Below are 25,411 nucleotides of genomic sequence, written 5' to 3' on the forward strand. Positions count from 1 at the left end.
CGATTATATAATCATTTCGCCGCATTGAACGGATTCGCCCGCCGGCAGGCGGGCGCGATACGGAGGATATGAGAAATGGTGCAATGGTGCGCAGGGGTGGCGATGCTCATTGCGGAGCCTTCGCGCAATAGCAACGGCAGGCCGGCATGACCCGTGCGCTCCCGGCCTTTTGCCTGGATCATCTTTCTCTCATCGACCTGGATGCCAGGACGGTGATCGATGTCGCGGCGCGTGCCGGTTTCGAAGCCGTCAGCCTTTTCGTCACACCCATTCCGATCAGTCCGACCCCCGATCTCGTGGCGGATCGGGCGGCCCGGCGGGAGGTGATCGCCGCTTTGCGCGACACAGGATTGCGACTCGCCGTCGTCGAGCCCTTCATGCTCGACGCCTCGCCGGATTGGCGTCTGTTCGAACGAAGTGCGGCGCTGGCGGCCGAATTGGGCGGAACGGTCAGCCTGCTGGGACTCGATCCGGACCATGCGCGATTGATGGAATCCCTCGGGCGCATGGTGAACATCTGCCGGAAAGCCGGGGCGCCCGCGATCATAGAGGCGTTCCCGTTGGCTGCGATCGCATCCCCGGCGCAAGCCATGCAACTGGCGCAGGCGTTGGGACCGGACGTGGGATTGTGCATCGATAGTCTGCACGTCATTCGCGGTGGCGGTAGCTGGGAGGATATCGCCGCGCTGCCGCCCGACCGTATCCGTCATGTCCAGTTGAGCGACGGTCCTCCGCAAGCGCCCGCCGACCGGATTGAGGAAGCGGTGTTCGACCGGTTGTTGCCGGGTTCGGGCGCCTTCGATCTGCGGGCCTTGCTGCCCTTGCTGCCGGGTCATGCCACGATCGCAGTGGAAGCGCCGTCGCGTGCTCTGGCGCGGCTCGCACCGCAGGAGCGCGCTGGGCGCTTGATGCAGGCGATGCGCGATCTTTGGGCCATGCTTCCCGATATTTAACATAATCCTTATTATCGGACTTTGAAAATTGGGAGCGCGCTATCGAAATGAGACTCGCCCGCTGCGCGCCCTCCCCTCAGCGGCTATGACCGCTTCCTGTTCGCAGTCTGCTTGACGCGGATTTCTACAAGACGCTGCGGGGCAAGATGGAGCAGTTGCGCGAGCTGCCGGCCCTCATCCTCTTCGGCACGCGACGGCATGGAGGCTTTCGCCTTCGTCCTACCGGTTCAGCTTCCAACTCCAGCTAATGTTGAAGCGCCAGTCGCCGACGCCGGCGAACGGGGTATCAATCACCCGCGCCCCCTCCAGACCCAGCGATGCTTTCGAAGCATAAGCCAATCTTATTCCGCCGCCGGCCGAAGCGAGGCCATAGTCGCTGGCCGCGAAACCGGCGCGGCTGTTGATCCGCACCTTGGCCCCGTCGATGAAGCCGTAGATTTCCGTACCCTTGAGCCGTGGCGTCAGTTCCGGGCGGAAGGCGAGTTCGAAAGAGCCGGCGACGCCCCGGTCGCCGCTGAGCAGCGCGGTGTCGAAGGCGCGGCCATAGTCCGGCCCGCCAACCGCCAGCCGTTCATTGCCCGAGAGCCGGTCGGCGCTATATTGCCCCGTCATGCGCAGGCGGCCCACGAAGCGCTTGCCCAGCATCCGGTCATAGGCTGCGCGGGCCGTGACCTTGGTAAAGACCGTATCGGTAAAGCCCGGCGTCCCGCGTGCATCCCATATGTCGAGGCCGCGACTGATGGTGAGGCCGGCCGTCAGCACATCCTTGTCGCCGATCATGGAATAACCGACCGCTGCCCGCGCGGCGCGGATATGGTCGGAAGAGAGGACCGCCCCCAGCAGCGCGGCGTCGCTGTCCAGGCCGTCGAGCCCGGCGCTGACCGTCAGGTTGCGCTTATAGCCGCGAATGAGGGGGTAGCTGAGCGAAACCCCGGCGGTCTTCGCCTCGCCCGTTACCGGGAAATTCTTGAGCCGGGTGCGCAGCCACGATCCCGACAGACCCAGGGTGAGGCCATCGGACCCCAGCGGCGTCTGGTGGCTGAGTCCGATATATTGGTAGCGCTTGAGGTCCGTCGCGCCGAGCAGCACCAGATCGGTCCGGTCGCCGTCACGCAGCAGGCTGTTGGCTTGGGCGGTGGCCCGCAACTGTCCGCTGCCGAGGCCGCTCTGCGTACGGTTGTCGACGCCGAAGCTGGCGTCGAAGCGCTTGCGCGTCGGCGTGATCGCCAGCTTGACGCCGCCGGGCTTCGTGCCGCGTTCCAGCGCGACCTCCACCTTTGCTCCGGGAATGTCGCGGATCAGCGAAAGATAACGCTCCAGTGCACGACGGCTGAGCGGCTTTTCCGCCCGCATCCGCTCGGCATAGGCGCGGATCAGCGGGCTCGCGCCCTTGGGATAGACAATGTCCTCCACAAAGCCCTCGGCCAGCAACACCTTGACCTGTCCTGTCGACAGATCCTGCCGGGGGATGGCGACGGTGTAGAGGGCGATGTCGCTCTCGGCATAGGCGTCGGAGATCGCCCTGGCGAGCGCGGCGAGCGTCTGGCGCGATGCGGGACGGCCGAGAAACTGGCGAGCGGCCTGCGCGACCCGCTCCGGCGCGTCCACGCCGACAAAGTCGATGCCGCGAATGGCCGCGCCGCTATCCTCAGCGTCCACGGCGATGGCGCGTTGAACCGGGGCGCCACTGGGCTTTTCCGTGAGGTTCGGCTCGGAGGGCTGCTCGCTCTGTTGGATCAGCGGCGGTGACAGTGTTGAAGGCGGCTGCGCGGCCACGAGCGCGGGCAGCGCGGCGAGGACAAGGAGCATGAAGCGTTCCTGCGATAAGAGCGGCAAAGCCGGGGCACGCTAGTGGTCCGATGCTGACATTTGGTTCCGTTCCCGGCCAGATAGTGCCCAAATGTCAGAATCTTTTCGGACCACTAGAAGATGTTGATTCTAGTGGATTTTTCGATTTTGGCATTTGCGACCGTCCTATCCGGCTAGCGGGACGGAAATGTCAAAATCAATCCACTAGCGGCGGCATGCCCGGTCAATGAGTTAGCGGCTCAGGTTGAGCGCGCCTGTCAGCGTGTTCACCGTATTGCTGACCGTTCCCGTCACCGGCGCGAGCAGTCCGCCTGGGTTAGCCGTGGCGGTGGTTCCAGCGCCAGCGGTGGCCGTCGTCCCGGCCGCCGCCGTGGTGCCGGCGCTCACGCCCAAGGGTGAAAGGGCGCTCCCGGCCACGCCCTGCACGGTCGAGGTGACACCCGCGCCGACCGTTTCCACGGCGGATGTCACGGGGGCGAGAACGCCCGTGGCGCTGCCCGTACCGGTGGGGCTGACGCCATTGGGCAGCAGATTGGCATTCACCAACGCCGGATCGCCACTGCCCAGAAGTTGGTTGCCGCCGAGCGCGACGTTCAGGAGATTATCGGCAATGCCGCCGGTCGCGGAGGTGACGTTCGTCACCCGCACATCGGCCACGCCATTGACCGTCGCCAGCGCCGTATTGCCGGCGTTGAGCACGCCGACGCTGGCCAGCGTGCCGGTAGGCTGCGTATTGCCCAGCACGCCGACGCCGATCGCGCCCGTCGTGCCGTCAAGCCCATTGGTGACCGTCCGGCCGCCGACGTCGATTGAGACGAGATCGCCTACGACACCCTGCGCGCCCTGAAGGAGGAGGGTTCGCCCGGCACCCGCATCCACCAGCACGGTGCCGGTGTCGTTCAGGACGCGCGTGATCGTGCCGGTAACCGGTTGCAAGACGGGAAGCGCGGTGGCGATAGGCGTCGTCACGTTGCCTTGACCATCGGAAACGCCCAGCACCGCATTGCCGGCGGTGGTGAGTACTGGCGACACCTGCTGGAGGAGACCCGCCGCGGTCGTTGTTCCACCCGTACCGTCCGTGCCAGAGCCAGTGCCGTCCGAGCCGGTGCTTCCCGTACCGCCGCCCCCCGTCGCGCCGCCGCCGCTGGTGTCGGTGCCTGATCCGCTGCCCGACCCGCCGCTGCCGCTACCGGCGCCCGGCGTGTTCGATCCGACGCTGGCGACGCGCAACCCGCCGCTGCTTTCACAGGCGCTCAGCAGAAGGGCGAGTGTCGAACAGGCCGATATGGCCAGCAACCTACCGTGAGATGATCTCCGATCAAACGAAAACACTGGCTTTCTCCTAACTTGTACGGGCGCAGAGGTGCGCGGCAGGAGGGCTGCTCAGCGACTATAAGGTCGGAAAGTTGCGCAATGTTTTTACAAGATAGGGCGCTTTTCCATCGAACCACAGTCCTTCGACAGCCCCGCTCCCTTGTCACCAAGGCCGGAGGCTTTGCGTCCCGGCGTCACCGCCGGTTTGCCATTATCGGGATCTTCCTGATCCTTCGTCCGTAACGGACGACCAAGGAAAACGTTCAATAAAATAGCAGTAAAATAAGATAATAATAGTTAATTTACAATTAGTTCTTGCTACCGGCTGCAACGGGTATCCAGATAATCTTGGACTGCCGTGCCCTCTGCCAATGGCATCTTCAACCGGTGCTTGGCTACGACATGCGGGCTGCATGGCAATCGACCCCCGACCGCCGCGGTGTCGAGGTGCCCGCACCCACATGCGCAAAGTCGATCTAGGGCCGCATGGAGCTTCCGCCATCGACGCTTATCACCTGCCCGGTAATATAGGAACCTTCGTCAGACATCAGCAGAGCGCTCATCGCGGCTATATCTTCGGGTCGTCCCAGCCGCGACTTGATCGGGGTTCGGGAAAGCGCCCACTGACGAAATTCTTCCCCCGTAGCATCAGCGAGCGATTGGTGAAGGATCACGCCGGGCGCGACCACATTCGCGCGTACGTTATCCGGCCCATGTCGTGTCGCGACCACGCGCATCAGCGCATGTATGGCTGCCTTGCTCATGGCATAGGGTGCCCGGACGGGAGAAGGCGCATGCGCGGCGCCCGAGCTGGTGTAAATGATCGATCCGCCCCCGCGAGCCAGGATGCGGGGTAAGGCCGCTTGCGTGCACAGCAGAAAACCGCGCGCATTCACGCGCATCACCTCGTCATAAATGTCGAGAGGCAAGTCCAGCACGCCGACTTGCAGCAGACCATCTGCGAAGCTCGCAAAGTTGGCGTGGAGCCCGTCCAAGCCGCCAAATTCGGTACAGGCGAGTTCAACCGCCTTGTCGATTGAGGCTCCGTCGGAGCCATCCAGCCGCGTGACCAGTACCCGTCCGCTTCCCTTTTCAAGTCCTCCGAGCGCTGTTTCCGCCGCCTTTTCGTTCGCGTCGCCCAGCACGACATTTGCGCCCTCAGCCGCATAGCGCCGGACAAGTTCGCTACCGATACCGCCGGCCCCTGCGACCAGAATTGTCTTGTTGGAAAGACGATCCAAAATTTTTCTCCCAGTCTGGCTATTCGACGATGGGCTGCCAGTCGCGCGTCACGTCGCGACCATCCCGCGAAAGACGCGTCCCTAACGCGGTCTTTCCCTTCAATGCATCAGGCAAGATTTTCCTCTCGCCGGCCGGCAGCAGCTGATTCCGTTATCGACATGAAAAACGGAACGGAACGGTCTTGTCAAGTTAACGGCTCCGGAGGAGGAGCGTTCATCACGCCCTGGAGAAACACATCGACAAGCCTGTCCAGATGGTCCGCTCGCCCCTCGGCATTGTAGGTCTGGCGATACAGATAGCGCCGCTCACGATCGCCGGTGACCAAATAGAGGAGAATTTCCGCAGCCAAGGCTGCCGGCTGCTTCAGGCATCCCTTTCTTTCGTATCGCTCGAAGAATTCAACCAGCGCATTTTGGAATTCCGACCAACCGCCAGCTTCCACCATATCCATCAATTGCGGGAACCTGTTGATTTCGTTTCGCAACAGATTGTTGAGGCGCTGCGCCCCGGGATGTTCCAGCATCTTCGCAACCGCCTGTGCAAGCTGGCGCACGGCGATTTCGAACGGTAGCATTTCCTCCGGAAATACATGGCTGAGGTCGATCTTCGCAGTCCGCTGCGCCACAGCGAGGAAAAGTTGTTCCTTGTCCCTGAATTTGACATAGAGGGTCTGCTTGCCAATTCCCGCGGCTTTGGCGATGCGCTCCATAGATGTGGCGCTGAACCCTTCCTCAAAGAACAGATCGGCCGCAACTTTAAGAAGATGGTCGTTCCGTCGCGCAGCCTCATCTCGGGATGGGCGTCCTGTGGGATGTTTTGTCTTTTTTGGAAGCGCTTCGGTCACTGTGGAACGATAGCTGCCTCACTATCGATGTAAAGCGTGGAAGGATCAGAGTGCACCAGGCGGGTTCACCGGGCCCGGCGACTGATTCGACTTTTCATTGAAGAATGTCACTTTGGTTGCATTGTCTATCGAGAAATTGCGCTATTTCTATTCTACAGACCCATCTGAGAGGAGGCCGGATGAGCGACATTTATTCCCCTCGCGCCAAACTATGCACGGAGGGGGACAGTCCCGATGGACTGGGGCGCAGTCTTCTTCGGAGGCGGCTCGCCTCCTCGATTGAGGAGTGCAAGCTGTGAACAACGAGAAATCCCTCAATACCCCGGCGCCGGCCCGCAAGCGTATGACCTTATTCCGTGCGGGCGAAAGCATCGCTCTCGATCACGAAACAATGCCCTTTGAGGGTGTCGATCCAGCGACCATGGCCGGTCTGGGGCGGATCATGGCTTCAGGCCCCAGGGCAGCCGATGCTTCGCACACGACCATCCTCTTCCAATCGGCAGGCGAAGAGGGCGTGAGCCTGAGCCATGCCTGGTTCAAAACCGGTTTCATATCGCCGCGTCACAGCCACAATGCCGATTGCATTTATTACATTCTGGCGGGTGAAGCCCGATTTGGATCGGCGCGTCTCGGGCCGGGAGACGGGATTTATGTCCCGGCCGAGCAAGCCTATGTCCTTGAAGTCGGCGATGAGGGATGCGAACTGCTCGAATTCCGCAATGCGGCGCAGTTTAACATCCATTTCAAGGGTAATGACGAGGCCCATTGGGCGAAGATTGCCCAATCCTACGCCCGGCATATGCCGCAATGGGAAAATGAGCTTCCTCCGTCACGGCGATAATATTGCGTTATTTCTGCCAAGGAAAAGGTTGATGGCAATGGGCACAATCCAGCATTGACGACCCAGACGCCGTGCAACCGCTTTGCCCGCGAAATCTAGCCGTTAGCGACGGCCCGCAAGCGCTCCAGATCGCATAGCGTGATCCGGCCATAGCCGACCTCGATCAGCCCATCTCGCTCGAACGCGGACAAATGGACATTCACGGTCTTGCGGGTGAGGCCGGTCATTTCGCCCAGCAATTCCTGGCTGAGCCGGATGGTTGGGGCGGGTTCCTCCATTGGTTTGCGATGGCCGTCGACCGCAGCCAGCAGGCGAGCGGCGATGCGCTCGCGCGGGCGCAACGAAATCACTTCCGCTGCCATGCGCACCATGCTGCGCATATTGGCATAGGCGAAACCGGCGATGGCACGCCAGATTTCAGGCCGGCGTTCTGCCACCCGTTCCAGCGCGGCTTCCGATATCTCCAGCAGGACACTGGGTTCCACGCAGACGGTGGTGACGAGCCGGGGACCGCCACTGAACCGCGTGGCGTGGCCGACCACCGATCCCGCCTCGGCAAGGCCGATCATCACTTCCCGATCGCCCGGCGCCGCGCAATAGGAATGCAGCACGCCCTCGATCACCACGAACAGGCCGCTGCGGTTGTCGCCTTCAGCCTGGGCCCATTCCCCGACATTCAGCCGTACCAGGCTGCCCTCCGCCAACATGGCTTCCGCCAATTCGCGCGGATAGTCCTTCAACCATTCGGTTTTCCGCAGCACGCTAAGCGCCAGATTTCGCTCGTCACTTTTCATTTTGCAATTGTAACGTAAGGGACGGTTTGTTGTCAGCATATTCGTTAGGCTCGTTCTGAGGACAAGAACGGAGCGGATGGAAAATGGCGGGTGCTGGCGCAGACAAGGTTGTACGAATCGGCGGGGCGACGGCGTCCCTTTCCGACACCGCGCTCTCGGTCCCGCAATTGCTGGCGGGGGGACGGCTCGACTATCTGATCTTCGACTATCTGGCCGAAGGGTCGATGGGCATTTTCGGCGGGATGCAGGCGGCCGATCCGACGGCAGGTTATGGCACCGATTTCCTGACGGTGCATGTCGGCCCTCATCTCCATGAGATTGCCGCGCAGGGGGTGAAGATCGTCGCCAATGCCGGGGGCGTCAATCCGGCCGGGCTGGCCTCCGCGCTCGAACGGCTGATCGCGGACGCAGGCCTGTCGCTCAGCGTCGCCTATGTCGACGGCGACGACCTTCGTCCCCGGGTGGCTGAATTGCGCGCGGCGGGGCATCGCGACATGTTCACTGGAGCCGGCTTTCCCGACGCGGTTATCAGCGCCAACGCCTATCTCGGCGGATTCCCGATCGCGGCGGCGCTGGCGAAGGGCGCGGACATCGTCGTCACCGGGCGCGTGGTGGACAGCGCCCTGGCGTTGGGGCCGCTGATTCATGAATTCGGCTGGGGTGCGGACGACCTCGACCTGCTGGCGGCGGGAACGCTGGCCGGACATCTGCTCGAATGCGGCGCGCAGATCACCGGCGGCACCTTCACCGATTGGCGCGACGTGCCCGACTGGGCGAATATCGGCTTTCCCATCGGCGAATGCCACGCCGACGGCAGCGTCGTGATCACCAAGCCGGAAGGGACCGGCGGGCTGGTGTCGGTCGGCACGGTGGCCGAACAGCTTTTGTACGAAGTTAGCGACCCCGCCGACTATATCGTGGCGGACGTCCGTTGCGACTTCAGCGCCGTGACGCTGGACCAGATCGGCGAGAACCGGGTGCGGGTGAGGGGCGCGCGCGGTCGCGCGCCGACCGACAGCTACAAGGTGTGCGTCATCTTTGACGGCGGCTGGCGCAGCGTCGCCTATCAGCCGATCATCGGAGAAGATGCCGCCGAAAAGGCGCAGCGACAGGGGCAGGCGCTGTTCGCGCGGGCGCGGCAATTGCTGCGCGCGCAAAATCTGCCCGATTTTTCCCTGACCGACACGGTTCTGATCGGCGGCGAGGCGAGTTTCGGCGCGCATGGCCGGCAGGGGGGGACGCGGGAACTGATTAGCAAGCTGGTTGTCGATCATCCGGACCGGCGCGGCGCGGAAATCTTCGCGCGGGAACAATGGGCGGGCATTTCGGGGATGTCGGTCGGAACCTCGATCAACCTCGCCACCCATGTGTTGCCGAAGACGGGGACATTCCTGTTCCTGCTGGACAAGACATCCGTGACGGCGCGGATGACCTTTGCCGGGGTGACGCAGGACGTGCCGGTGGCGGCCGGACAGCCATGGACGGCGGTTCCGGTCAGCCCGGCCGCCCTATCGGTTTCCGCCGGACCGGGCAGCGTCGCGGTCGATCTGGTCCGGTTGGCCTGGGCGCGCAGCGGGGACAAGGGCCATCTTTTCAATGTCGCGGTGATCGCGCGCCGGCCCGAATATCTCCCTTGGCTGCGGGCGGCGCTGAGCGCCGAAGCGGTGAGCGACTGGTACCGGCATCTCGGCCAGGACGGCGAAGCACCGCGGGTGGATCGTTTTGAGGTACCCGGCTTTCACGCGCTCAATTTCGTGCTCCACAACGCGCTGGAGGGCGGGATCAACGCGAATACGCGGCTTGACCCGGCCGCCAAGGGCATGGCGCAGATGATGTTGCGTTTTCCCGTTCCCCTTCCCGTCGCGCTGGCCGCCGAACTGGGGTGCGGCGTGACACTTGAACAGGACATTTGAACATGGCTGACTATTCCTATCTGATGAGCGGGATCGAGAAAGTTTCGACCGACAGCAGCGTGCTGATCAGTTCGTCCCGCTATCTCAATGATGCGCGGGTGCGCGATTGGGTGGCCACGCACCTGTTGCGTCGGAACGGACCGGATATTCCGACGCCGTCGGATTCGATCCAGCTCGTCCAGATCCTGCGGGAAGTACAGGATATCGACCATATCAACGCCCTTTTCGCAGCGGAGCGGCAGAAGAATCCCGCCCTTGATGCGTGGTTCAAAGAAGGCTTTGTCTCCACCTTCGGTCTGGATGAGCTGAAGGATTACGGCCCGGAGACGGTGGGCGGCATCTTCTACGCGCAGCTCACCGACAATGGTCTTCAGGTCGATATTGTCCCGCCCTTCACGCCGCGCAACGATTATGAATATTTCCAGCTTCGCGCCGGACAGACGCACGATCTGGAGCATATCCTTGGCGGGGGTGGGTTCGATTTTATCGGCGAGCTGGTGCCCTATTATATGCGGTTGACCAATTTGTTCGTCCATATGAGTCCTGAACTGGCGGGCGAACTGTCGGCTTTTTCCATCCTGGGATCGACGCGGATCATCACCCGCGCCGTGCTGCATTATCCCCAAACCTGGCTGGTTACGCAGAACGCGGTCGAGCGCGGCGCGAAGGTCGGCCGGGAATCCGCGCCGATCTATATGATGCGCTACGAAGATGTGCTCGGGCTGACACCGCAAGCCGCGCGGGAAGCGCTGGGCATCAAGGGCGTTCAGCTTGCCGATACGGCCGCAGCATCGGCCCAATGGTGCTGAGCGGTTAGGAGAGACTTGAAATGGAAATGTCGCAGCGACGCATCCCTACACTTGCGGAACTGGCGCCCATGCCGGGCCGCTACCCGTTGATCCCGGACCTGACGGCGCGCCAGCAACTCGCCCTGCTGTGCCGGGCGCTCCATCGCGAAGGCTATGACGATCATATCGCCGGGCATATCACGCTGGCCGAACCGGACGGCAGCTTTCTCGTCAATCCCTGGGAACTGGCCTGGGATGAACTGACCGCATCCGATATCATCCGCGTGGACGGCAGCGGGCGTGTCATCGAAGGCGACTGGAACGTCACGCCGGCCATCGGACTCCATCTGGCCGTCCACCATCGCCGTCACAATCTGCGCGTCGTGATCCACAATCATTCGCGTTGGGGTTCGGTCTGGTCGGCTTCGGGCCGTATCCCGCCGGTTTACGACCAGACATCGGGCCAGGTGGATGAGGATCCGGTGTTGTACGATGAATATGCCGGAACGGTCGATGGCGCGGAAGAGGCACAGGCCGCCGCCGAGGCGCTTGGACAGGGCAAGTGGGCGCTGCTCAAGAACCATGGCGTGTTCATCGTCGCTGAGAATCTGCGTCAGGCGCATCTGCGCGCGATCACGCTGGAACATCGCTGCCGGCTGGCCTGGCATGTCGAAGCGCTTGGCGAAGGTCAGCCGATCACCGATCCCGAAAGCCTGCGCGTCGTGCAAATGTCCGACCCGATGGGCTTTCCGTTCCTGTGGGAAGCCATGGCCCGGCGAGAAATTCGCCGGGACAGGTCTGTGCTCGACTGATTGGCGCGCGGTCGCAAGCCCGCCTGCCACCATGCTCTGATCAAAGGAAGAACGATATATGTCCGCAACGAAGATCGCGGCCGGCCATCGCCCGCGATGGCGGGGCATGGGCGCCCTCACGGCCCTATTGCTCGCATCGTCATCGCCTGCGTCCGCCCGGGTCGTCGCTGACGCGATCTACACCAATGGCGTGATCCGGACAATGGAAGCGCCGGACGATGTCGCTCAGGCCGTGGCGATCCGCCAAGGGCGGATCGTGGCGGTCGGGTCAACCAAAGCCGTGCTCGCTTACCGTGGATCGGGCACCCGCATCGTCGATCTGCACGGCAAGACGATGCTGCCGGGCTTCATCGACGCCCATGGGCATCTTTCGATGCTGGCGAGTTTGATCGATTTTGCCGATTTGTCGCCGCCGCCGGTCGCGGGCGTTCGCGATATTGCCTCGCTCCAGTCGACCTTGCGCAAATATGTCGCCGAACGGGCCATTCCCGCCGGCCAATGGGTGCAGGGTTTCGGCTATGACGATGCGGCGCTCGCCGAGCGGCGCCACCCGACCCGCCAGGAACTCGATGCCGTGTCGAGCGATCGGCCGATCATGCTGCTGCACGCCTCGGGTCATATGTTGACCGCGAACACGCGCGCCCTGGAACTGGCGGGTCTGCTGCATGATGCGCCGAACCCGACCGGCGGCGTGATCCGGCGTGAGGCGGACGGCAAGACAGCATCCGGCACGCTGGAAGAAGCCGGCATGTACCGGGTGATGGCGTTGCTGCCCAAGCCCAGCTTTGAACAGCGCCTGACCGCGCTTCGGAAGGCGCAGGATGTCTATGCCCGCTACGGGATCACGACCGCGCAGGATGGCGCCGCTTCACCGGATGACTATGCCTTGCTCAAGGCGGCCGACGAGCAGGGCGCGCTCAAGATGGACGTGGGGGCGTTGCTGTTTTTCCGCGCACCCTGGCAGGATATGAACGCCATGCCCGTCAGCGCGCCGCGCCAGACGCGCCTGCGCATTCTTGGCATCAAGCTGATGCTCGACGGATCGCCGCAAGGACGGACGGCGTGGCTCAAGGAACCCTATCATCATGTGCCGGATGGCCGCGCGACCAATTATCACGGCTATCGCCAGATGGAGGATAGCGAGCTTCGCGGCTGGATCGACCGGGCAGCCGATCATCACTGGCAGGTCTTCGTCCACGTCAACGGCGATGCCGCGATGCAGCAGCTGATCGATGTCACGGCCGCCGCCGACGCGGCGCGACCGGGAGCGGTGGAACGGCTGATCGCCATCCACAGCCAAATCGTCGGTCCGGGGCAACTGGCGCGCATGAAAGCGCTGGATATTCAGCCCAGTTTCTTTGCGGCCCACGCCTTTTATTGGGGCGACTGGCATCGCGACGTGACATTGGGAGCGACGCGCGCGGCCCATATTTCGCCGATGCGCGACGCGATCGACCTCGGACTGGTGCCGTCGATCCACAATGACGCGCCAGTCGTGCCCCCGGACATCATGCGACTGGTCTGGTCGGCGGTCACGCGCACGACGCGGTCCGGCGTGCCCCTTGGGATAGAAGAGGCGGCTACACCCTATGAGGCGTTGCTGATGACGACCCGCAATGCCGCCTGGCAAATCCACGAGGATCAGGAAAAGGGCACGATTGCCGTCGGCAAACAGGCAGATCTGGTCGTGCTCGACGCGGATCCGCTGAACGTCGACCCGGCGCGTCTGGATAGTATCCGGATCAACCGCACGATCAGCGACGGCACGGAAATCTATACTGCAAAAGACTGAAAATGAGCGCGTTTTGTAAAAGGGCCGCGCCGTCGTCAGCCGATCCGCTCGTTGACCGCTTGGGGGCGGATGTCCTCCCTTGTCATCCATCTATCTATTTGGCGTGTTCCCTGGATTGACGGAACCCCGCGCTGAGCGCAGGGTCCATCACCGCAATCGAACAGAGCGAGATGGTATGCCGCCAAGCCATCTCTGATCACGGGCAGCTTAAACTTGCGCCAACAGGAAATCCGAAAGAGGGGGTCAAATCGCCTTGGCCCCCTATCGATACGAATAAAATGGAGTGGCTGTGTCAAATCATGAACTCGATCGCGAGCATTTGCTCAACATCCTCTATGAGAGCCTCTCCGCGATCCCGGCATGGCACGAATTTTTAATCGCAGCGGGCGAGACGTTCGCGTCGCCTTATGTATCGCTTATCCTTGATGCGCGCGTCTATGGCGATGGTTGCGAACCCGTGATCATGTTGAACATGGACGATGCCGGCGAAGCGGTGAAGGCGCTTCATCGATCCGGCTTCTTCCGGGCGGGCGCGGAGGATCAACCCGATGAGCACAGCCAGGTCGCCCTGACCGGCAGCGTATCCGGAATAGCGGGCGGCGTCGCGCGCGTGCTTACCGTGTCGATGAACTGCCGGGAATATGGCCTGGCCCATTTCACCTTATGGCGCGATCAGGCCGGCGATCCATTCGACGGAAAGACCCGCAGGCTGCTGAAGGAACTGGTCCCTTCGTTCCAACGGGCACTCAAGCTGTTTTTCCAGACTGTCGGGCTGCAAAGGCGGCTGCTCATGTCCACGGCTGCGCTGGAAACGAGCGGCATCGGCATCATTCTGGCGACGCCGGACGGAACGATGCTCATGACCAACTCGATTGCCGACGTCATTCTCGCCGAGGGAGCGGGCATGTGTCTGTTTCGCGGCAAGCTGAAGGCAACCAATGCCGATGATACGGCCCGCCTGCTGAACGAATTGCGCCTGATGGCCGCCGAACAACAGGCCGAAGCGGATTGGCGCGTTTACGCCCCGCTGGCGTTGCGCCGGCCGGAAGGTTTCCTGCCCCTGACCGTAATCGTCCGCCCCGGCCCGGCCTTCCATCCGCTGAGGAACCCGTTGCAGCGCACGGCTTTGCTGATCCTGCGGGATCCTGAGCACCGGCCGATCATCCCGGCCAGCACCCTTTCGCATCTGTTCGGGCTCACTCCGGCAGAAGCCTTGCTGGCGAGTGAGATCGCGCGGGGCGCCAGCGTGGAGGAGGCTGCAAACCATATCGGCATCAGCCGAAATACGGCTCGCAGCCAGCTTCAGTCGGTATTCCTCAAGACCGGCACCAATCGCCAGGGCGAACTGGTGCGCATGTTGTTGAGTTCGGCGGCGTCCCTATCGACATAAGGCCCTATCGACATAAGGCCTTGTCAACATCAGGCCGGTCGACAGGTCCGCCGACAGGTTCACAAGCCCAGCGGCGCCATGTTCTTCATGTCGATTTCGATCAGCGAAGGGCCTTCCACTGCTACCGAGCGGGCCACCGCCGCTTCGAAATCCCGCGGATTGTCGACGCGCTCAGCAGGCATGCCCATGCCCTGTCCGATAGTGACGAAATCCGGCGTATGCAGATCGACGCCAAAGACCGAAACCTTGTTCATCTGCTGAAGAGTCTTGAGAATCTGGTAGCCATTGCTGTTGAATATGAGGAGCGTCACCGGCGCCTTCATCTCCACGGCGGTCGCCAGTTCGCCCAGATTCAGCATCACGCCGCCGTCCCCGTGGACCGCGATCGTTCGGCGGCCGGTGCCGAGGGCCATGCCGATCGCCAGCGGTAGAGCGGGACCGATCGCCAGGCTGGTGCTGTAGGTGAAGCCCCGGAAGGTCCGCACCGGAAGCCGGTAGCTGCCCCAACTGTTGCCGACCATCGTCGCGTCGCACACGATGTTGCGATCCGCGGGCAAAGCCCTGTCCAGCGCGTCACACAGCGCGACATGATCGACGCCGATGCGCTCCGCACTGTCGGCCAGCAAATCGGCCGCCACATTCCGGGCCAGATCGCTGTAGCCAGGATCGACCTGTCCCGGAGCGCAGGCCTGGCGCAGCGCGACAAGCGCCTCCTCCGCGTCGCCGACGATACCCACCGCCGCCGGGTAATTGCGCCCGATCATTTCGGGATCGGCGTCGATCTGGATCAACTGCTTGCCCAGCGGCAAGGACCAGAAGCCCGAAGGAACAGCCTGAAAGCGCGTTCCCACCGCCAGCACCAGATCGGCTTCTTCGAGCAGCCGGCGGAAAGGCGGATATTGGGTGCCCGACCCGACGACCAAAGGATGATCGGTGGCAATCGCACTGCGACCATTGGGGGTCGTCACCACCGGAGCGCCCAGATGATCGACCAGCGCCCGGACAGCCTCCTCCGCGCCGCCCCGGACGCAGCCGCCACCCAGCCAGAGGAGAGGCCGACGCGCCTTGGCAAGGAGTTCCGCTGCCTTGGCGATGGCCGATTCCTGCGGCATGATCCGCGGAACCGCAGCCATGGCCGGGCGGTCGGCAGGGCACAGTTCATCCAGCACATCGGAGGGAATTTCGATCGCGCCCGGCTGCGGCCGGCCCGTGAGAATATCGCGCGCCAATGCGATCATGGTCGGCACGATCTCATGGGCATAGCGCACCTGATCGGCGCGGCGCGTCACGGTCTTCAACATTGCCAGCTGGTTGCTGGCATCATGGATCGCCCCCTTTTCGCGCCGCAGCCAGCAGCGATTGATCTGGGTGGTGATCAGCAGCACCGGCGATGAGGCGAAGCCCGCCTCGTAAAGCCCGTTCATCGCGTTGGCCGTTCCGGGGCCCGTGCTGACGATGGCGACGCCCAATTTGCCGGTCGCCCGCGCATAGCCGTCGGCGGCGTGAACGGCGCCGGCTTCATGGCGGGCACCGATGACACGAATGCTATTGGAATGGCTCAGCGCTTCGTAGAGCGCCAGATTCTGCTGGCTCGGCACACCGAACACATGGTCCACGCCGAGCGCTTCCAGCGCCGCGCACACTGCCTCGCCGCCGTTCATCTCCTGCTTCATGATCCACCTCTCATCTTATCTGAAATCGGAAAAAGGAGGGCAGCAATTCGGTTAGCCGTCGTCCGCCCCCGCGCCTGACTTTATGCCAAGCCGATCGTTCGTTTCAGATATGTCCGGTTATCGGTACCGATCATCATTCAAACGCATGATGCGGTGAATTGCCCGTGGAAAATTGCGCAAAGATCATAGTGGAAGAGGCGGTGCGCGGAGATGCTCGATTGCAAGCGCGTTGAAGCGGACAGGTTGCCTCCCCTGCCCGCCTCTCTTCAATTCGCGCTCCGTCTTTCAATCAGGCATTGCCCCCCGTCATGTGACGGACGGCAATATAGCCGAAGGTCATCGCCGGCCCGATGGTGACGCCCGCGCCCGGATAGCTTTCGCCCATGGCCGAAGCCGCGTTGTTGCCCACCGCATAAAGTCCGGGAATGATATCGCCCGCCTTGTCGATGACCTGCGCATGGGCGTTGGTCGTCAATCCGCCATTGGTCCCGATATCGCCCGGATAAATAGGCATGGCATAATAGGGGCCCTTGTTCAGCGGACGCAGGCACGGGTTGGGACCGTGGCGGGGGTCGCCATACATTTTGTCATAGGCAGTCTGACCCCGGTGAAACTCAGGGTCTTCCCCCTTCGCGGCATGGGTGTTGAAGCGGGCGACCGTGGCGGAAAGCGTTGCCGGGTCTGCGCCGATCTTCCCGGCCAGGTCCTCGATGGACCGGCCCTTCTTCAATATCTTCCGCACGCCGCTCTTTTGCAGGAAGGTGGGCATCAGCGGATAGAGCGGCCCCATCGGGAATTTATTCCGGAACTCATGGTCGAAGATCATCCAGCTTGGCGATGCATCGCCATGTTCGGCATTCCGCCGCGCCATCTGCTGGCCGACGATATGATAGGAGGCGGCCTCGTTCAGATAGCGCTGCCCCTTCTGGTTCACCATGATGCAGCCCGGCAGCGCACGATCCAGGGTGCTCAGCCGCCCGCGATCCTCGCCCGGCACGTAGAAAACCGGCGCGGCCCAGGCCGACTGCATGTTCATCGTCCCCGCGCCTACGGCCTCGCCCGCGCGAATGCTGTCGCCGGTGTTGCTGGCCACGCCCCCGGAATATTGGGTGGATGGATAAAGCGGCGCATTTCCATCGCGCATCGCCTGGCTCTTGTCGAAGCCCCCAGCCGCAAGCACCACGCCCTTGCGCGCGCCGATGCGATAGGGCTTGCCGTCCTTCTCCACGACCGCGCCGGTTATCTTGCCGCCTTCGCTCACCAGCTCCTTGAGCGGCGTTTCCAGCCAGAGCGGCACGCCCTGCCGATTGAGCGCCATGCGCAATCCCCCGGTCAGCGCATTGCCCAGCGTCAGCCGCCGGTCCTTGCGGGAGGTCAGGCGGAAAGGCAGGTCGAGCCAATATTTCGCCATGTTGACGATGAGATGCTTCAGCCACCCCTTTTGCCGGTACAGCAATTCATGGGTTTCGGAGAAATGCCAGTTCAGATAACCGAACAGGCTGGCTGCGGGCGAGGAGAAACGCTGCTTGCGAATATCCGCGCCCAGCGCCTTTCCGTCGATCGGCAGGGGCAGATGCGTGCGGAATCCCTGCGCGGATCCGCCCGGATTTTCGGCATGATAATCGGGATAGGGAAAGGCCAGATAATGAACCGGTGTATGCGCCATGACCCAACGCAGCATCGGCGCGGCATTGTCGACATAGGCCCGGATATTCTCATCGGGCACATTGTCGGCCGACAGGGCCCGCACATAGGCAAAGGCATCGTCCAGATTATCCTCGAAACCGGCCGCCTTCGCCGGATCGCTGCCGGGAATCCAGATGCCGCCGCCGGACGTCGCCGACGTGCCTCCCCACAGATCCGCCTTTTCGACAATGAGGACATCAGCCCTGCTGTGAGCGCCCATCAGCGCCGCCAGCAAGCCGCCCGCGCCCGAACCCACCACGAGGATGTCGACTTCCTTGTCCCAATTGCTCATGCTTGTCCGTCCTGAATCCTGTCCAATGCTCAGGATCGAAGACCGGCACGCCCCTCCCCCGCCATACCCACGCAGAACTCAGCTTTGTCGGCCGCAAAGTCAACGTCCTGCGTAGTGTTAATATAAATAATCTACGACCATTCGCGCTTATGGGGGCAAAGATGACGCGCAAACAGTCGTGATCCGGGCAGGCTCAGCCGCCCTTGTGCATGGCCTCCGCCCGGGCCTTGAGCGCCTTTGCGGTATCGTTGAAGGCCCGCGTCACCCAGGGACCGCAGAAGCGCATGACGTGGATGCCGTTGGGACCGAAAAAGGCGTCGGTCGACTGGTACCGGCATTTGTCCGGTCCCAGCGCCTCGATCATCTGGTCCCGCCGGGCCGGATAAGGCCACGCTTCGCTATCCGGCAGTTCCCAGGACAGCAGCCGCCCCGGCTCGAACGCGCAGACATATTCGCAATTGGGGGCCAGCGATCCGGGATTGGCATAGTTGACCAGCCGCATATGGACGGCCGCCCCCATTTCCAGCGTCGACTGCGCCGACACGCAAAAGGGGTTCCATTCGCCATAGCGCGGCAGATCCGTCAGAATCTCCCACACCAGCATCGCCGGTGCGTCGATCTCTATGGGATCGGACGCCACCAGCGTTTCTGGATCGTAGAGCGCGAATGGATCATGGCGTTGAGCGGTCAGGGTTTCGGCGGGCATCGGCTTCTCCTTTGGCACCTGGATTTTTATCGGCGCTTACCCCGTGATCCTGCTCGCAAAACGACCGCCGCGCAAGGGTGAGCCAGCGCGATTGCCGAGATGTCTGGACATATCATTCTTGACCTGCGTATCGAATTGTCCAATTTCGTGCGCAGGATGCCTTTCACGACGACGCGCGACCGGGGCTGTTCCAACCGCGTTTCCTGTCCCAATCGCATATCGTGTGCCCAGGGGAAGATCATGGCCGACACTTACGACTTCATCATTGCGGGCGGCGGATCGGCGGGATGCGTTCTCGCCGGCCGCCTGTCGGAAGATCCCCGCAACCGGGTTCTGCTGATCGAGGCGGGCGGCAGCGATCGCAGCATTTTCATCCAGGCCCCCGGCGGCCTGTTGCCGATCATGTATCGCGGCATGTTCCAGTGGATGCATGTCAGCGTGCCGCAGTCCCATGCCGCCGGGCGGCAGATGTACACGCCGCGCGGCAAGGTGCTGGGCGGATCGTCGTCGATCAACGGCATGGTCTATGATCGGGGCACGGCAGCGGATTATGACGGCTGGCGCCAACTGGGCAATGAAGGGTGGAGCTATGACGACGTGCTGCCCTATTTCAAGAAGCTGGAGGATTTCCAGCCCGGCGGCGAAGATGGCTATCACGGTCGGGGCGGCCCGGTCCGGGTGACGCGGCCGGGAATCGCGAATCCGCTGGCCAAAGCATTTCGTAATGCCTGTTTGGAGGCTGGCGTCCCCTATAATGACGATCCCAGCGGATCGAAGCGCGAAGGCGTGGTGCCTGCTGACGTCACCGCCTCGTCCGGCCGTCGCTGGAGCGCGGCGCGCGCTTATCTGAAACCCGCGCGCAACCGGGCGAATTTGCGCGTCGTCACCCACGCGCAGGTCGAACGCGTGATCGTGGAGGAAGGACGGGCAACCGGCGTCACATGGCGGCGCGGCGGCAGGCTCGAACAGGCCAGCGCCACGCGGGAAGTCATCCTTTCGGCAGGCGCGATCCACTCACCCTGGATATTGATGCTGTCGGGCATCGGCAATGGTGAGGATCTGCGCGGGGTCGGCGTGCCGGTCGTTCACCATCTGCCCGGCGTCGGGCAGAATTATCGCGACCATGTGGCGGTCAGCGTGAAGCAATATTGCACACAGCCAGTATCGCTGTTCAACGTGTTCCATCCGCTGGTCGCAGCCAAGGCGGCGGCCAATTTCGCGCTTTTCCGCAAGGGACCGCTGGCGCAGCCACCCGCCGAGGTGAGCGCCTTTCTCAGGACCATGCCCGGCGCGGAAAGCCCCGATATCAAGGTGCACTTCGCCATGGCGCTCTATGAAGCGATGGGACGCAAGTTCATCATGGAGCATGGCTATCTCGCCCATGTCGATCTGCTGAATCCGGAAAGCGTGGGTGAAATCAGACTGACCGGATCCGATCCGTCGACACCGCTGTCCATCGACCCGAATATCCTGTCCACCGCGAACGACATGGCGATGGGCCGGGCGGCGATCCGCGCGGTACGGACGATTTTCGCGCAGAGCGCCTTCGATCCGTTCCGCGGCGAGGAACTGGCGCCGGGCGTCCATATCCAGTCCGACGATGAGCTGGACGATTATCTGCGTGCGACGGCGATTTCCGACATTCATGCCGTGGGCACCTGCCGCATGGGCCATGACCCGATGGCGGTCGTCGATCCGCTACTGCGCGTCCGGGGCGTTTCCGCTCTGCGCGTGGTCGATGCATCGGTCATGCCGCGCGTGCCGGGCGGCAACACCAATGTGCCCACGATGATGGTGGCGGAAAAAGCGGCTGACATGATCCTGCGCCATTGACCGAGAATGAAGGAGAGGACCGCCATGTTCAAATGCATCGCCCTGCTGCGCCGTCGCCCGGATCTGAGCAGCGAAGCCTTTGTGGATTATTATGAGAACCGGCATGCGGTGCTGATCCGCCGCCTGCTGCCCGACATCGCCGATTATCGCCGCAACTATGTGGATCGTGAGGGCGCCTATATTTTTCCCGGCGCGGCGCCCATGGATTTCGATGTCGTGACCGAGCTGCGCTTCGCCGACCGTGCCGCCTATGACCGCTTCGCCGCCATGGCCGCCGAACCCGACATTGCCCGTCAGATCGCGGAAGATGAGGAAAATCTGTTCGACAGGAACGCGACCCGCATGTTCGTGGTCGAGGAAAGGACCGGTGCGCCGGCGGGTGGGCAGGACATGCTCGCCGCGATGCGGGACGAACGCGACATCGTCCGCGCCCTCTCCCGCTTCGCCCGCATCCTCGATAACAAGCAGTGGGACCGTTTGGGCGAGGTGTTCGCGCAGGACATCGGCTTCGACTATGGGACCGGGCAGGAAGAGCGCGGCATGGCCGCGCTGACGCACAATATGCGCCGCTATCTCGACAAATGCGGCGGCACGCAGCATCTGATCGGCAGCCTGCTGGTCGATGTCGAAGGGGATCGCGCGACCAGTCGCGCTTATGTGCAGGCCCGCCATCAGCGTGTCGATGACGCCGCCGGACCGATCTTCGATTCCAACGGCGAATATATCGACCAGTGGGAAAGGCAGCCCGAAGGCTGGCGCATCGTGCGCCGCGACGTGATCTGGGCGGCGCATGCCGGCGATCCCGGCATATTGCACGCCGGAACCGACCAGTTGGGCTAAAGCGTCGTGGGAAAAGGTGGAACCCGGCTTTTCGCAAAAAACGATGCGACAACCAAAACCCAGAGCGCGCGATCTGCGTCGATTTAACGCAGCGCGCTCTAGGATGATTTCCCGTCGGATGGCATCATCCGACGGTCAGGAAATCGGGGTGAAATCAAGAAAGAGAACGCCCGATCCGATCGGGCGTTCTAACGCATTCCGTCAGCTGTCAGGGCCCAGATCCGGGACCCAGTTGACTCCGTTGATATGGCCGCCGCCATCGACGAAAAGCGTGTTGCCGGTCAGGTAACGTGCATCCTCGCTGGCGAGGAACAGCGCGACACCGCCGATATCGGCTTCCGGATCGCCCATGCGCCCCATCGGGTTCGCGGCGGCGGTGGCAGCGGCGACGGCGGGCGCCTGCTCCTGGAATCGTCGATAGCTGGAGGAGATCGCCGCCGGGCACAGGATATTGGCGCAAATGCCATAGCCCGCCCATTCCCGCGCGGCTGTCCGGGTGTAGGCGCGCAAGGCCTCCTTGCCCGCATTATAATCGGCGGTCCCCATATGAGCGTTCACGCCGTTCAGCGAAGCGACATTGATGATCCGCCCCCAGCGCTGCGCGCGCATGTGGGGAAAGGCGGCCTCCATCGACCATTTCGCGGCATAGAGGCACATCGCCATGCTAGCGCCGAACACCTCGTCCGACTTGGCTTCGATGCGGCTGTGGCCAGCGCTGCGATAGGCATTGTTCACCAATATGTCGATGCTGCCGAAACGATCGACGCAGGCCGCTACCGACCCGAGAACATCGGCCTTTTGAGTCACGTCTGCGCGAAAGAAATCGGCCTCCGCCCCCATGGCGCGCAAGTCGTGGGTTACGGCCGCGCCCCGTTCGGCGTCGAAATCGACCACCAGCACGGCTGCGCCTTCCTGCACGAAGCGCCGAGCCATGCCCTCCCCGATGCCATCGGCTGCGCCGGTAATCAGCGCCGCCCGCCCGGCGAGCCGTCCCTCAGTCATTCACCATTCCTTACTGCTCATTCCTGACCCGCCATGAAGGGCAGGCAAACACTGTCGAAGCCCAGGACATGGGCCACGCGCCCCAAGCCCGTCCATGCCGCGACGCTGTGCGCCAGATCGACGATCTCCGCGTCGGAGAATTGCGCATGGGCACGCTCCCAGAAATCCTCGTCATCGGCCAGGATCTTCGGCTCTTCCGCGAAACGCTCCGCAAATTCGATCGCGGTGCGTTCGCGCGGACTGAACAGGGGAGACGTGCGCCATTGTTCGACGGCTTCGTAAAAGCCCTCGTCAGGGGCAGGACCATTGTCGGACACCAGATGGTCCGGCCGCACCCCGGTCGCCGCGAATATCGACGGCGCATCCTTTGCCGCGCGGAATTGCTGGCAGATGATGCAACCGTTGATCTGTGCGATGCGCGACCGGGCGCCCTCGAATTCGCGCAAAGACAATATGCTGTGCTGATACACGGCCTTGGAAAAGACTTCAGCCGCAGCCATGATTTCCCGACCATGCACGCGGGCGGCATAGCCATAGAGATTGGCCGCCTGTTCAGCGGGAATGTCGATGCGGATCATGGGCACGCTCCTTCCATCGGATTGTTAGCGGTTCTCCGTCATCAGACACCCGGAGCGCCGGGCATCCCCTCATAATATTGTCCGGTCAGCATCCCGCCATCGACCGCGATTTCCGCCCCGGCAAGATAGGAGGCATCGTCGCTGGCCAGAAACAGCGTCGCCTTGGCCACTTCCTCGGGGCCGCCCACGCGCTGCAAGGGGATGTTGCGGAATCGTTCGCTCACCGCTTCCCGGCTGCGTCCCTCATAATTGGTCATCACCGTGTCCACGCCGCCCGGATGCACCGAGTTGACGCGCACGCCGCGATGGCCCAGTTCCAGCGCGGCGACGCGGGTCAGGCCGCGCACGCCCCATTTGCTCGAGGCATAGGCAGCCAGGCCATTGGCGCCCTTCATCCCGTCGACCGAGGAGATATTGACGATCGATCCCTTGCCGCGGGCGACCATGCCCGGCGCGACGGCCTTGATGCCCAGAAATTCGCCGACCAGATTGACGTTCAGGACCTTCTCATACTCCTCCCGCGTCGTTTCCAGCAGCGAACGGAAGAGCAGGATACCGGCATTGTTGACCAAAATGTCGACCGGGCCGAAATCCGCCTCGACCGCCGCGACCAGGCTTGCCCAGCCTTCTTCGCTGGTGACGTCATGATGGTAGAAACGGGCCGTGTCGCCCAGTTCGGCGGCCAGAGCCTCTCCCGCTTCGTCCAGCAGGTCGGCGATGGCCACCTTGGCGCCCTCCGCCGCGAACAGGCGACTGGTCGCTGCCCCCATCCCACGTGCGCCGCCGGTGACGATGGCGACCTTGTCCTTCAAACGAGCCATGATTGTCCTTTCTCGAATATGCAGTTTTTCAGGCGGCCGGAATAGGCTGCGCCATACCGGTCGACGCCATTAGGCGGCCCATCGACAGGAAGATCAGCGCGACGATGGCCGCGCCGCCGATAAGGATGCCGACGACCGAGCCATAGCCGTCCACGGCGTCATGCAGCACCCCCGCCATCGGCGGCAAAACGAAGGTCATGGGCAGGGAGAAGAGAACGAAAAGCCCCATCACCCGCGGCAGCGACCTCTGGCCGAACAAGCGCCCCGCCAGCATGGTGACGGCGGGAAAGACCCCTGCCCCCCCCGAACCCATCAGCAATGCAGCCGCCGCCATGAGGGTGAAGTTCAGCGTCGTGGAAAGCGCCACCCAACTGAGGCACACCGCGCCAGCGATCACCGCCAGGGTGCGCGCCGCGCCCAGCCAGGCGCTCAGCCAGCCAATGGCCAGGCTGCCGATCATGCCGGCGCCGCCCATGAGCGACAGCAGCAACGCGGCATGATCCGTCTCCAGCCCCCTCTCAATGGCAAAGGCAGCCAGATGCGACACGCTGGTGATACCGGCCGCATTGAGGTAGCCTGCACCCAGGCACATCATCCAGAAGACGGGTCGGCGCAACACCTCCCCGGTCGACAGCATGTCCTGCCCGGCAGACCCATGGACCTGCAGGTCGTGCCGAGCCGCCGGAGCGTCCTTTACGGTCAGCACGAAAGGCAACAGCAGCAGGTGCAGCGCGGCAAGCGTGAGATACAGGGCGGTCAGGCCATGATCGCGGATCAGCACCGAACCGACGACCGGGAGCAGCGCGACGAACAGCGGAATATTGGTGACCCCCAACGCGGGGCCCGGATTGTCCGCAAACCAGTTGCTGGCCAATACGCTGGAAGGAAAAGGCCCGAACATCGCCAACCCGACACCGATTGGCAGGGCATAGAGCAACAGTACCGCCGCCATGTTGGGCGCGACGGCCAGCATCGCATAGCCGGCGGCGGACATCAGCGTGCCGATCGTCATCAGCCAGCGCAAGCCAATCCGTCCGATCAACATGCCAGCGACTGGGCTGAAAACCCCCATCATCAGGACGCAGAGCGCCAGTGCCAGTGTCGCTTCGCCCCGGCCAGCGTCGAATTTTTCCTGTAGGGAAAGGACCGTAACGCCAAAGGCGCCGAAAGCGCATCCCACCGCGACATTCTGCGCCAGAAAGGCGCGGAACACCATTCCGTGCCCGCGCCATGACCGGGGCATGGCCGTGTGGGCGGTACTACCGCTGTCGGGGCTTGCAGCCATTTCCTCTCCTTCAAGAACAAGCAGTTCCAAACCGCGAATCGATTCGCGCTTCTCATGCTTTCTTCCTCGCTATCATTGAAATGCGTAGCCATTGGACGCAAGAGGCGATTGCGAAGGAAATCACCGGAAGGGTTATCGGGCGGTGCTCAGCTCAAGCGGCACCGCCCTCCTTTTTTCATTTTCAGGGCATGTAGACGCCGCCG

Annotated in this window: 21 protein-coding genes and 1 riboswitch; of the genes, 9 read left to right on the forward strand and 12 right to left on the reverse strand. The window is 62.9% G+C overall.

Going from position 1 to position 25,411, the window contains the following annotated elements:
- Positions 1-146: 146 nt before the first annotated feature.
- Positions 147-953: a sugar phosphate isomerase/epimerase family protein gene (locus tag F7P65_RS17910; protein WP_150294130.1), complete on the forward strand. Its 807-nt coding sequence runs from the start codon at positions 147-149 to the stop codon at positions 951-953.
- Between the two features lie 219 nt (positions 954-1,172).
- Here F7P65_RS17910 and F7P65_RS17915 read toward each other — a convergent pair whose 3' ends face one another.
- From F7P65_RS17915 to F7P65_RS17935, 4 genes are all read right to left on the reverse strand, one after another.
- Complete coding sequence (locus F7P65_RS17915; protein WP_150294133.1) at positions 1,173-2,762, reverse strand: ShlB/FhaC/HecB family hemolysin secretion/activation protein; 1,590 nt, start codon at positions 2,760-2,762, stop codon at positions 1,173-1,175.
- A gap of 231 nt (positions 2,763-2,993) precedes the next feature.
- Positions 2,994-4,094 carry a hypothetical protein gene (locus F7P65_RS17920; protein ID WP_162854700.1) on the reverse strand — a complete coding sequence of 367 codons (1,101 nt, stop codon included), beginning with the start codon at positions 4,092-4,094 and terminating at the stop codon, positions 2,994-2,996.
- A gap of 124 nt (positions 4,095-4,218) precedes the next feature.
- Positions 4,219-4,296: riboswitch (cyclic di-GMP riboswitch) on the reverse strand.
- 256 nt (positions 4,297-4,552) lie between these two features.
- Entirely contained in the window at positions 4,553-5,317 is a 765-nt protein-coding gene (locus F7P65_RS17930) for an SDR family NAD(P)-dependent oxidoreductase (RefSeq protein WP_205452151.1), read from the reverse strand.
- Positions 5,318-5,502: 185 nt separating this feature from the next.
- Complete coding sequence (locus F7P65_RS17935; RefSeq protein ID WP_150294140.1) at positions 5,503-6,162, reverse strand: TetR/AcrR family transcriptional regulator; 660 nt, start codon at positions 6,160-6,162, stop codon at positions 5,503-5,505.
- Between the two features lie 295 nt (positions 6,163-6,457).
- On the opposite strand from F7P65_RS17935, the gene F7P65_RS17940 reads away from it, so the two are divergent.
- Positions 6,458-7,003 (forward strand): cupin domain-containing protein, encoded by a 546-nt coding sequence (locus F7P65_RS17940; RefSeq protein WP_150294142.1) that lies wholly within the window; start codon positions 6,458-6,460, stop codon positions 7,001-7,003.
- Between the two features lie 95 nt (positions 7,004-7,098).
- On the opposite strand, the gene F7P65_RS17945 is transcribed toward F7P65_RS17940, so the two are convergent.
- Positions 7,099-7,764 carry a Crp/Fnr family transcriptional regulator gene (locus tag F7P65_RS17945; RefSeq protein ID WP_240334373.1) on the reverse strand — a complete coding sequence of 222 codons (666 nt, stop codon included), beginning with the start codon at positions 7,762-7,764 and terminating at the stop codon, positions 7,099-7,101.
- A gap of 116 nt (positions 7,765-7,880) precedes the next feature.
- On the opposite strand from F7P65_RS17945, the gene F7P65_RS17950 reads away from it, so the two are divergent.
- The 5 genes from F7P65_RS17950 (at position 7,881) to F7P65_RS17970 (ending at position 14,492) form a co-directional block, all read left to right on the forward strand.
- On the forward strand, positions 7,881-9,710 hold the full coding sequence (locus F7P65_RS17950; protein WP_150294146.1) for an acyclic terpene utilization AtuA family protein: 1,830 nt from the start codon (positions 7,881-7,883) through the stop codon (positions 9,708-9,710).
- A gap of 2 nt (positions 9,711-9,712) precedes the next feature.
- The gene (locus F7P65_RS17955; protein ID WP_150294148.1) at positions 9,713-10,519 is read left to right on the forward strand and encodes a Coq4 family protein; all 807 of its coding nucleotides are present in this window, start codon (positions 9,713-9,715) and stop codon (positions 10,517-10,519) included.
- Positions 10,520-10,539: 20 nt separating this feature from the next.
- Complete coding sequence (locus F7P65_RS17960; RefSeq protein WP_240334374.1) at positions 10,540-11,310, forward strand: class II aldolase/adducin family protein; 771 nt, start codon at positions 10,540-10,542, stop codon at positions 11,308-11,310.
- Between the two features lie 58 nt (positions 11,311-11,368).
- The gene (locus F7P65_RS17965) at positions 11,369-13,102 is read left to right on the forward strand and encodes an amidohydrolase (protein ID WP_240334375.1); all 1,734 of its coding nucleotides are present in this window, start codon (positions 11,369-11,371) and stop codon (positions 13,100-13,102) included.
- Positions 13,103-13,391: 289 nt separating this feature from the next.
- Positions 13,392-14,492 (forward strand): helix-turn-helix transcriptional regulator, encoded by a 1,101-nt coding sequence (locus tag F7P65_RS17970; RefSeq protein ID WP_150294150.1) that lies wholly within the window; start codon positions 13,392-13,394, stop codon positions 14,490-14,492.
- Between the two features lie 59 nt (positions 14,493-14,551).
- Here the strand turns inward: F7P65_RS17970 and F7P65_RS17975 are convergent, their stop codons facing one another.
- The 3 genes from F7P65_RS17975 to F7P65_RS17985 form a co-directional block, all read right to left on the reverse strand.
- Positions 14,552-16,165 (reverse strand): thiamine pyrophosphate-binding protein, encoded by a 1,614-nt coding sequence (locus F7P65_RS17975; RefSeq protein ID WP_150294152.1) that lies wholly within the window; start codon positions 16,163-16,165, stop codon positions 14,552-14,554.
- Positions 16,166-16,454: 289 nt separating this feature from the next.
- Complete coding sequence (locus F7P65_RS17980) at positions 16,455-18,143, reverse strand: FAD-binding protein (protein WP_150294154.1); 1,689 nt, start codon at positions 18,141-18,143, stop codon at positions 16,455-16,457.
- A 193-nt stretch (positions 18,144-18,336) separates the two neighbouring features.
- Complete coding sequence (locus F7P65_RS17985; protein WP_150294156.1) at positions 18,337-18,849, reverse strand: SRPBCC domain-containing protein; 513 nt, start codon at positions 18,847-18,849, stop codon at positions 18,337-18,339.
- Between the two features lie 240 nt (positions 18,850-19,089).
- On the opposite strand from F7P65_RS17985, the gene F7P65_RS17990 reads away from it, so the two are divergent.
- Together F7P65_RS17990 and F7P65_RS17995 are read left to right on the forward strand one after the other, a co-directional pair.
- The gene (locus F7P65_RS17990) at positions 19,090-20,682 is read left to right on the forward strand and encodes a GMC family oxidoreductase (protein WP_150294181.1); all 1,593 of its coding nucleotides are present in this window, start codon (positions 19,090-19,092) and stop codon (positions 20,680-20,682) included.
- A 24-nt stretch (positions 20,683-20,706) separates the two neighbouring features.
- On the forward strand, positions 20,707-21,522 hold the full coding sequence (locus F7P65_RS17995) for a nuclear transport factor 2 family protein (RefSeq protein WP_150294158.1): 816 nt from the start codon (positions 20,707-20,709) through the stop codon (positions 21,520-21,522).
- A gap of 201 nt (positions 21,523-21,723) precedes the next feature.
- Here the strand turns inward: F7P65_RS17995 and F7P65_RS18000 are convergent, their stop codons facing one another.
- The 4 genes from F7P65_RS18000 to F7P65_RS18015 are packed head-to-tail and all read right to left on the reverse strand — an operon-like array spanning position 21,724 to position 25,208.
- Positions 21,724-22,524, reverse strand: coding sequence for an SDR family NAD(P)-dependent oxidoreductase (locus tag F7P65_RS18000; RefSeq protein WP_150294160.1), 801 nt, complete (start codon positions 22,522-22,524; stop codon positions 21,724-21,726).
- A gap of 17 nt (positions 22,525-22,541) precedes the next feature.
- Positions 22,542-23,102 (reverse strand): carboxymuconolactone decarboxylase family protein, encoded by a 561-nt coding sequence (locus tag F7P65_RS18005; protein WP_162854701.1) that lies wholly within the window; start codon positions 23,100-23,102, stop codon positions 22,542-22,544.
- A gap of 41 nt (positions 23,103-23,143) precedes the next feature.
- The gene (locus F7P65_RS18010) at positions 23,144-23,923 is read right to left on the reverse strand and encodes an SDR family NAD(P)-dependent oxidoreductase (RefSeq protein WP_150294162.1); all 780 of its coding nucleotides are present in this window, start codon (positions 23,921-23,923) and stop codon (positions 23,144-23,146) included.
- A 28-nt stretch (positions 23,924-23,951) separates the two neighbouring features.
- Positions 23,952-25,208: an MFS transporter gene (locus tag F7P65_RS18015; RefSeq protein ID WP_240334376.1), complete on the reverse strand. Its 1,257-nt coding sequence runs from the start codon at positions 25,206-25,208 to the stop codon at positions 23,952-23,954.
- Positions 25,209-25,411 lie beyond the last annotated feature (203 nt).

Origin of the sequence: Sphingobium estronivorans, assembly GCF_008692605.1 — a bacterium.
In the GTDB taxonomy this organism is placed as follows: Bacteria; Pseudomonadota; Alphaproteobacteria; order Sphingomonadales; family Sphingomonadaceae; genus Sphingobium; species Sphingobium estronivorans.

What these genes read in the sequence shown, in the direction of transcription:
- F7P65_RS17910 (WP_150294130.1), top strand. Translation starts at nt 147, where the DNA reads ATGACCCGTGCGCTCCCGGCCTTTTGCCTGGATCATCTTTCTCTCATC.
- F7P65_RS17915 (WP_150294133.1), bottom strand. Translation starts at nt 2,762, where the DNA reads ATGCTCCTTGTCCTCGCCGCGCTGCCCGCGCTCGTGGCCGCGCAGCCG.
- F7P65_RS17950 (WP_150294146.1), top strand. Translation starts at nt 7,881, where the DNA reads ATGGCGGGTGCTGGCGCAGACAAGGTTGTACGAATCGGCGGGGCGACG.
- F7P65_RS17955 (WP_150294148.1), top strand. Translation starts at nt 9,713, where the DNA reads ATGGCTGACTATTCCTATCTGATGAGCGGGATCGAGAAAGTTTCGACC.
- F7P65_RS17960 (WP_240334374.1), top strand. Translation starts at nt 10,540, where the DNA reads ATGGAAATGTCGCAGCGACGCATCCCTACACTTGCGGAACTGGCGCCC.
- F7P65_RS17965 (WP_240334375.1), top strand. Translation starts at nt 11,369, where the DNA reads ATGTCCGCAACGAAGATCGCGGCCGGCCATCGCCCGCGATGGCGGGGC.
- F7P65_RS17975 (WP_150294152.1), bottom strand. Translation starts at nt 16,165, where the DNA reads ATGAAGCAGGAGATGAACGGCGGCGAGGCAGTGTGCGCGGCGCTGGAA.
- F7P65_RS17980 (WP_150294154.1), bottom strand. Translation starts at nt 18,143, where the DNA reads ATGAGCAATTGGGACAAGGAAGTCGACATCCTCGTGGTGGGTTCGGGC.
- F7P65_RS17985 (WP_150294156.1), bottom strand. Translation starts at nt 18,849, where the DNA reads ATGCCCGCCGAAACCCTGACCGCTCAACGCCATGATCCATTCGCGCTC.
- F7P65_RS17990 (WP_150294181.1), top strand. Translation starts at nt 19,090, where the DNA reads ATGGCCGACACTTACGACTTCATCATTGCGGGCGGCGGATCGGCGGGA.
- F7P65_RS17995 (WP_150294158.1), top strand. Translation starts at nt 20,707, where the DNA reads ATGTTCAAATGCATCGCCCTGCTGCGCCGTCGCCCGGATCTGAGCAGC.
- F7P65_RS18000 (WP_150294160.1), bottom strand. Translation starts at nt 22,524, where the DNA reads ATGACTGAGGGACGGCTCGCCGGGCGGGCGGCGCTGATTACCGGCGCA.
- F7P65_RS18005 (WP_162854701.1), bottom strand. Translation starts at nt 23,102, where the DNA reads ATGATCCGCATCGACATTCCCGCTGAACAGGCGGCCAATCTCTATGGC.
- F7P65_RS18010 (WP_150294162.1), bottom strand. Translation starts at nt 23,923, where the DNA reads ATGGCTCGTTTGAAGGACAAGGTCGCCATCGTCACCGGCGGCGCACGT.
- F7P65_RS18015 (WP_240334376.1), bottom strand. Translation starts at nt 25,208, where the DNA reads ATGGCTGCAAGCCCCGACAGCGGTAGTACCGCCCACACGGCCATGCCC.